This window comes from Microcystis sp. LE19-195.1E, from assembly GCF_027532095.1.
In the GTDB taxonomy this organism is placed as follows: Bacteria; Cyanobacteriota; Cyanobacteriia; order Cyanobacteriales; family Microcystaceae; genus Microcystis; species Microcystis aeruginosa.
On record NZ_JAPZSZ010000141.1, the window covers coordinates 1 to 5,183 of the forward strand.

General features: G+C 47.8%; 4 protein-coding genes and 1 pseudogene. 3 read left to right on the forward strand and 2 right to left on the reverse strand.

All coding sequences use genetic code 11. The annotated features are described in order from the left end of the window. Together O9300_RS08225 and ftsH4 are read left to right on the forward strand one after the other, a co-directional pair. Positions 1-456, forward strand: a pseudogene (locus O9300_RS08225) (RRXRR domain-containing protein); the annotation flags it as partial. Positions 457-515: 59 nt separating this feature from the next. Beyond that, positions 516-2,393, forward strand: coding sequence for an ATP-dependent zinc metalloprotease FtsH4 (ftsH4, locus tag O9300_RS08230; protein ID WP_287971190.1), 1,878 nt, complete (start codon positions 516-518; stop codon positions 2,391-2,393). A gap of 64 nt (positions 2,394-2,457) precedes the next feature. Here ftsH4 and O9300_RS08235 read toward each other — a convergent pair whose 3' ends face one another. After that, on the reverse strand, positions 2,458-3,630 hold the full coding sequence (locus O9300_RS08235; RefSeq protein ID WP_287971191.1) for a CBS domain-containing protein: 1,173 nt from the start codon (positions 3,628-3,630) through the stop codon (positions 2,458-2,460). Between the two features lie 223 nt (positions 3,631-3,853). Further along, positions 3,854-4,309 carry a recombinase family protein gene (locus tag O9300_RS08240; protein ID WP_012267172.1) on the reverse strand — a complete coding sequence of 152 codons (456 nt, stop codon included), beginning with the start codon at positions 4,307-4,309 and terminating at the stop codon, positions 3,854-3,856. Between the two features lie 338 nt (positions 4,310-4,647). On the opposite strand from O9300_RS08240, the gene trxA reads away from it, so the two are divergent. Then, positions 4,648-4,971, forward strand: a complete 324-nt coding sequence (trxA, locus tag O9300_RS08245) for a thioredoxin (RefSeq protein WP_079206136.1) — start codon at positions 4,648-4,650, stop codon at positions 4,969-4,971. The last annotated feature ends 212 nt before the right edge of the window (positions 4,972-5,183 follow it).

Consider the following 5,183-nt stretch of genomic DNA (forward strand, 5'->3'; position numbering starts at 1 on the left):
AATCTCAGAAAACATTTGCGACTAGAAAAGTCTAAAAATAAAGCAGAACAATCACCCGAAAGTCATGCTAACGATGGAATTGCTCTTGCCTGTTTTCAATTTTTAGATTATTTGCCATTCCATACTTCTAATGGACATGGACATGATTGGAAGGGTTATGTTAAAGTAACAAACGCTCCCTTTGCTGTCATCAAACGTCCTCCTATTAGTCGTCGTCAAATTCACCTGATGGTTTTTTCCAAAGGTGGTAAACGACGTAAATATGGTGGCTCTACCACAAGACATGGGTTCCGTAAAGGAGATTTAGTTTCTTCTCCCAAAGGAATTGGTTATGTTAGTGGAGATACCGAAAAACAGCTATCTGTAAGCGATACCAATGGTCAACGATTGGGACAGATAGCTGTTAGCAAGATTCAGTTAATTCGTCGTTCTAACGGTTTAATTGTTTCTCACTAACTTATATAAAGCCGCCCTCCGCTATCGCTAAAGGGCGGGGTTTCAGACCCATTTTTTCGATGAGTATAAAAAGCAAACCTCCTTCACAATCTCGCCTGATCGGTAATGTTTTATTAGCCGTAGGCGGCTTATTTCTGATTGTTAACCTTGTTTTCCCGCAATTATTTGGCCCTAGCGTCCCCAAAGTTCCCTACAGTCTTTTTATCGACCAAGTGGAAGATGGCAACGTCGCTAGGGTATCCGTGGGACAGAATGAGATTCGTTATCAGCTTAAAAACGACCAAGAGGGCAACTACGGACGAATTTTCAGCACTACACCGATTTTTGACCTAGAATTGCCCAAACGTCTAGAAGCCAAGGGCGTAGAATTCGCCGCCGCACCACCACCAAAAAATGGTTGGATTGGTAGTGTCCTTAGTTGGGTGATTCCTCCCCTGATTTTTGTTGGTATTTGGCAATTTTTCCTCGCTCGCAGCGGTGGCGGTGGTCCGGCCGGGGCTTTATCGATTACCAAAAGTCGCGCTAAAGTCTATGTGGAAGGAGACACCACCAAAACCACTTTTAAAGATGTGGCCGGTGTGGAAGAAGCGAAAACCGAATTAGCCGAAATCGTCGAATTTCTCAAATATCCCCAACGTTACATTCAAATCGGGGCGCGGATTCCCAAGGGTGTCCTCTTAGTCGGTCCGCCGGGGACAGGGAAAACCCTGCTGGCAAAAGCAGTAGCGGGAGAAGCGGGAGTTTCTTTTTTTAGTATCTCGGGTTCGGAATTCGTGGAACTCTTTGTCGGTGCGGGTGCGGCCCGAGTGCGGGATCTGTTTGAACAGGCCAAGAAAAAAGCCCCCTGTATTATTTTTATCGATGAATTAGACGCGATCGGTAAATCTCGCGCTAACGGTAATTTTATGGGGGGTAACGATGAACGGGAACAGACTTTAAACCAATTATTGACGGAAATGGACGGTTTTAACGCTGGTGATGCGACGGTGATCGTGCTGGCCGCTACTAATCGCCCCGAAACTCTTGATACCGCCCTTTTACGCCCAGGCCGTTTTGATCGTCAAGTGTTAGTTGATCGCCCCGATCTGGCTGGACGGTTAAAAATCCTCGAAATCTACGCAGGTAAGGTAAAATTAGGATCGGGTGTGGATTTAAAACAGATTGCTACCCGTACCCCCGGTTTTGCTGGTGCTGACTTAGCTAATCTAGTCAATGAGGCGGCTTTATTGGCAGCGCGCAATCAACGCAGCACCGTCGCCCAAGAGGACTTTAATGAGGCAATCGAGCGGGTAGTGGCCGGTTTAGAGAAGAAAAGCCGGGTTCTCTCGGAAAAAGAGAAGAAAATCGTCGCTTATCACGAAGTTGGTCACGCTCTCGTCGGTGCAGTTATGCCGGGGGGTGGTAAAGTTGCTAAGATTTCGATCGTGCCTCGCGGCATGGCAGCCCTCGGTTATACCCTGCAAATGCCCACGGAAGACCGTTTCCTGATGGATGATACGGAATTACGCGACCAAATTGCTACTCTTTTAGGTGGTCGGGCCGCCGAAGAAATTGTCTTTGGTAGTATTACTACTGGGGCTGCTAATGACCTGCAGCGGGCGACGGACTTGGCCGAACGCATGGTGACGACCTATGGTATGAGTAAGACCCTGGGTCCCCTGGCCTACGAAAAAGGTCAACAGAATAGTTTTCTGGGAGATGGCATGATGAATCCCCGGCGTTTGGTTAGCGATGATACGGCCAAAGCGATCGATAATGAAGTGAAAGAGATTGTCGAAAATGGTCATCAGCAAGCCCTAGATATCCTCGCTCAAAATCGCGATTTACTCGAAGAAATTGCCCAAGAAATCCTCAGTAAAGAGGTGATCGAAGGGGAACAATTGCAGGCCCTGCTCGATCGCGTTAAACCCCTCGATCGAGAACCTGTTACTGTTTAGATCGATTTGATTTTTACCTTACCCCATCTTTCTTCAAGATGGGGTTTTTTCTCTTAGACCTCGTCTAAGAGCTAATTTCACGACCGAGGTGGGCAAGCTTCTCTAGAACAGATTGAAGCAAGGATCGCCGCTGCTCGACGACAATATCTAAGTTAGCCCACATATACTTTACGTCTTTGTAGGCATTGTCCAGCAAGGCAAGTAATAATTCGCGATCTCCTGCGATGTCTTTTTGGGATGGATCACAAGTTGGTTGGGGTAATAAGTCCGCTGGTGGAGAAGGAGGGAAGGGCGATCGCTCGGACTCTAGCTGTTGAATCGTTTGTTGTAAATTTTCAATCACCCCATACATTTCCATCGGGTCAAAAACCCGCAAGAGACTGGTTTGTGTAACAATGCCCAACCCCCGCCCCCAGTTCCAAGAAACCACCAAACGCCCCACCCGCCGTTTTTGCATTTCCTGATGGGCCGTCCACAGGGAATCCTCGGGGCTGAGGAGAAATAAGGGCGTACTCATCACCGTCTGGGCCCTAGTTTTGTGCAGATCGATTTGAACTGCTTGAAATTGGACAAGATCTCGCTCTGTCACAATACCAACCGGGCAGTCATTGTCTTCTGAATCTCGTTGGGTGATCACCACACAACTGACACGATGTTCAGCCATTAACTGGGCCAATTGCAAGACTGTGGCGGTGAGTGGGGCCTGTACCACTTGACTGGTCATCACATCGGATACGCGACGAAACCGCAATAGATTGGCCGGACGCAATATCTGGCGAATACTTTCATGGGAGATCACCCCGATTAACTGTCCTTGGTCATCGACAATCGGCAAATGGCGAATGCGGTAGCGCCGAAACAAAAACAGGGCAGCAAAAATGTCTTGAGCAGATTGCTGGGGCAACGTGATCAGGGGATGTACCATCACATCGGCAACGGTTGTCTCGGACAGGTTAATCCCTTGAGCGGTGAGTCGCACCACATCGCGTTCTGTCAAAATTCCTAATAACTCTTGCCCCTGCACCACCAGCAGACAGCTAACACGCACCTCTCCGGCCGGAGCAGCTAGAGGGGATAGGTCATCGGTGAGTAAACACAGACGGCTATGGGCCTGACCGATCATGGCGATCGCATCCGCCAGAGAAGTGGTTGGCGGCACCGTCAAGGGCTGGCGATTGATCGCCTTTTCCAGATCGGGGGCCCAACTCAGAGGTGTATCGAGAGACATCAGCACCATCCTGCGATCGCAAAAGCCAAGATAGGCAGAACAGCCACTGGGCAAAGAACCCAGACTCTCAGAGTTGCCAAAACCCGTTCTAAAACTATCTCAAAGTGTAGCGTCATTTAACTTTTTCCTAAAATATGTAACGTTTTATTACAATTTTTATTAAACTCGTAAAGATTTTCGACCCACTTCGGTGTATCATAGAGGGATGTAACAGGTTAAAGCCTGAAACTTTTTATTTAGGGGTTATTGAGCCTCTAATGGTTTTAGGAGCGGCATCACCAGACGCTGGGGTGAGTACTTCCGGGTTATGCTCGGTCTGAGGGGTTACTCCGGAAATTCTGGACACCTTTCCATATAGTCGATCAAGCACCCGCTTTACGGAAATACGCTGCCATGGTTGACCACGTTTGGTGGTGTAGCCCTGTTCATTAAGCCAATCTGCGATCTTCTGCAAGGATTTCCCTGATTTGTGATGACGGCGAATCAGTTCAATGACCCGGCACTCTTCCGGATCATCCACTAATTCACCATCGATCGATCGTTGTCCAAAGGCAGGGGAGCCGTAGCCCGCATAACCACCGTTGCTTGCTTTTGCTTGTCTACCTTGTTCTAGCCGCTCCCAGGCAGATAAATCGTTTGAAGGGGTCGCTGTCATAGGGGATGTCAATGCAATGACTTGCAATACCATATTACCGTAACTTAACGTCGCAAATTTGTTTTGATTGGGAGCAGCCGATGACGACTTACAAAGTAAAACCCCTGCATGAGCAGGGACTAGATATCACCATCGATGTCTGGGACGACCAAACTATAGACGATACCCCCGGGAGGTGGACATTGACTGATGCCATTTTTTTCTATTCATAGTCCTGGACCTCAACCCCTCTCCCTTTCTGGGGGAAAGTTAAAGGGTCAAAAGCCAAGCATTTTTAGAGGAGGAGCGGTTCAAGGCTGAATTTATCTTGTAAAACGCAGCGAGCAGAGAATTTGTACTAAGTTGCACAAAATCAATTTGGAGATATAAACATGGGTACGGCTACATTTATTCAAGATGAAACTGAATTTGATTCCCTCTTAAACAGTGAATCACTGTTGGTGGTAGATTGCACGGCAACTTGGTGTGGACCTTGCAAACTGGTGGCGCCGTTGATCGATCGATTGGCCGATGACTATCGCGATCGCGCCAAAGTCTTCAAACTTGACCTGGACAGTAACAAACCCGTAGCCAAACGCTTTGGGATTAGAAGTATTCCGGCTGTCATGGTATTTAAACAGGGGAAATTGATAGAAACATTAGTTGGGGTTAAACCCTATGAAGAATTTACCGCTGCAGTAGAACGACAATTATAGTCTTTTGCCATGGGTAAACGCCCTGCGTTGTCCCTTTCCTTCTCACACCACTATTCAATTTTGAGGTATGGCGTTGACATCCTCGCCGCCCTAAAAGTGCGGCGATTCCTAAACCTCACGATTTAAGTTTCTGCTTCCACCACCGTCGCATACCACAGTTAAAAAACCATGTACTGTCTTACACAGAGTCCACAGACTTTCGCCCCATTTCA